At 67.8% G+C, this 1,813-nt stretch carries 1 protein-coding gene; it reads right to left on the reverse strand.

The genetic code is table 11. From position 1 onward, the window contains the following. Positions 1 to 13 precede the first annotated feature (13 nt). Positions 14 to 1,684, reverse strand: a complete 1,671-nt coding sequence (locus ABZ826_RS39270; protein WP_361459383.1) for an IS4 family transposase — start codon at positions 1,682 to 1,684, stop codon at positions 14 to 16. Positions 1,685 to 1,813: the final 129 nt, after the last annotated feature.

Consider the following 1,813-nt stretch of genomic DNA (forward strand, 5'->3'; position numbering starts at 1 on the left):
CAATGCCGCGTAGTTAAGCGATTCCGGGCGCTTGCAAGGGGTGTTGACCTGCGGATTCGCCGGGTGGTCGAGGCGATGTCGCCCAGGCAGAGACCAGTTCGTACGTGTCCTTGGCGGTTCTGCGGAGCATGCCGTCCTTCACCCACGTCGAGAGCTGCGTCCATAGGCTCTTGATGTTGGGGCAGTTGATTGCTTGGGCGATCTCGTGGGATCGCCACGGACGGTCCGGGGCGGTCCGCAGGAGATCCAGGACGAGGGTCTTGCGGCCCGGATTAACGGGAGGCCGGTCGGGCTCGGGCGGCGGCAGGACGGCCTGGTGGACCGCGATGTCCAGCGAGACGATGTCCTGGCTGACGGCGGGGCGGGGGTCAGCGGAGTTGCCGGGGTAGCGCGTCATGGGGCACTTCACCTTGCGGGCGCTGACGCGTGCGCGCCGAGGCGGCAGTAGATCAGCGAGCACGGCGTGCCCGATCAGCCCCGGGTCGTCGATGCGGTCAAGGGCCGGCAGGATGCCTCGCGCCGATGTCACCTGGTCACGGGCGGTTTCGAGGGCGACGGTGAAACTGGCGCGGTCGGGGTCGATGCCGGGAACGGACTCGACGGCTTCCGTCATAGCCCGTCGGATGGCCTGATAGGCAGTCAAGATCGCCCAGAGTTCCTGTTCGAGGCCGAAAGGGTCGCAGGAACGCAGAACTCGACCGCGCAGGAGCGTGTGCCGAAGTGCGTAGAAGGCCGACTCGATCTCCCAGCGTTCGTGGTAGAGCCGTACGAGCGCGGCGGCCGGGTCGCTATGGGGGTCGAGCAGGGTGGTGGCCAGGCGGTAGCGGTCGTGGATGCGCCGGCCGTCGCGGGTGGTCACGGTGATGTCCGCTTCGATGACCCTGAGTTGGAGCCCGCCGAGGCGGGTGAGGTAGGAGCCGTCGGGCAGGACGGCGATCACAGCGGGCTTGCGGTTCGAACCGAGGCGGGCCAGGAGCTGGGCACCGGTCTTGGCCACGGCTGTATAGAAGTTGTTGCCGTCGAAGCCCCGGTCGACCAACAGGAGCATCGTCGGAGTCAGCAGGTGCATGAGCCGGGCGGCATGGGTCGGCTCCCCGGTGCTGGTGGGGCCGAAGACCGCGCCGAGCAGGCCACGCGTCCCCGTCTCGACCAGGGCGGTCAGCCGCAGGGCGGGATAGCCCGAGATGCCCCAGCGGTGCTTCGACTTGCCGAACAGGTTCCGAATACGCGGCTGGTCAGGGGCCTTGAGCGAGCTGCATCCGTCGAAGGCGACCGTCCGCCACGAGCGGTAGCACGTGCCGCGGGTCCCAGGGCGGGCGAGCGGCCCGGACACCGCTTCGAACAGCGCCTTCAACGGTGCCGGCCCCAGACGGCGACGCAGGTCGCGCAGGGCCTTCTCGGAGGGACGGTGCAGCGTGAGTCCGTGCAGACCCGCGGTGAGCTTGCCCCACACCCGCATGTATCCCAGCGAGGGAAACAGCGCCAGCGCGAGGAGGAAGTAGATGCCGACCCGGGAGGGAAGATGCCGCAGCCGGCGATGCCCTGATCTGGTCTCTTGCAATACGGCGTCGGCGAGTTCGAAGGGGACGTGCTGAGTCAGCTCGCCGAGGTGTCCCGGTGCGAAGGGTCCGGCGGCGCAGGTGATGGCATGGGTGAGCGTGGTGGTGGCACACTGATCGGGCAACGGGACCTCTCGTGCAGGAAGACCTTGGACGGCTTCTCTGCTTTACCGGAGGTCCCGTTCTCATGTCTGGCGAATCCGCAGGTCAACACCCCTTGCAAGCGCCCGGAACCGCTTAACTACGCGGCATTG

The organism is Streptomyces sp. NPDC047515, assembly GCF_040643055.1.
Classification (GTDB): domain Bacteria; phylum Actinomycetota; class Actinomycetes; order Streptomycetales; family Streptomycetaceae; genus Streptomyces.